At 58.0% G+C, this 257-nt stretch carries 1 protein-coding gene; it reads left to right on the top strand.

The window, feature by feature from the left end:
• On the top strand, positions 1-257 hold a 257-nt coding region (locus ELQ04_RS08625), incomplete at both ends, for an aldehyde dehydrogenase family protein (protein WP_134224547.1).

Here is a 257-nt window from a genome sequence, read left to right as displayed (position 1 = left end):
ACGATGGCTTCTTCTCAACCGACGGTTCTGACGGACGTGCCTCTGGACTCGCGCATTATGAACGAGGAGCCATTCGGCCCTGTTGTGCCAATCGCGTCGTTCTCGACATTCGAGGATGCCATGGTCGAAGCGAATCGGCTCCCTTATGGCCTTGCTGCATATGCGTATACGAAGTCAGCGGCGACGATCGGCGCGCTCGGCTCGATCGTGGAGAGTGGAATGGTGTCGATCAACCACCAAGGCCTTGCCTTACCGGA

It is taken from the genome of Campylobacter sp. CH278, assembly GCF_004378845.1.
Taxonomy (GTDB): Bacteria; Campylobacterota; Campylobacteria; order Campylobacterales; family Campylobacteraceae; genus Campylobacter_D; species Campylobacter_D jejuni.
The sequence above is the reverse complement of the archived record's forward strand: the minus strand, read 5'-3'. Positions and strand labels throughout refer to the sequence as shown.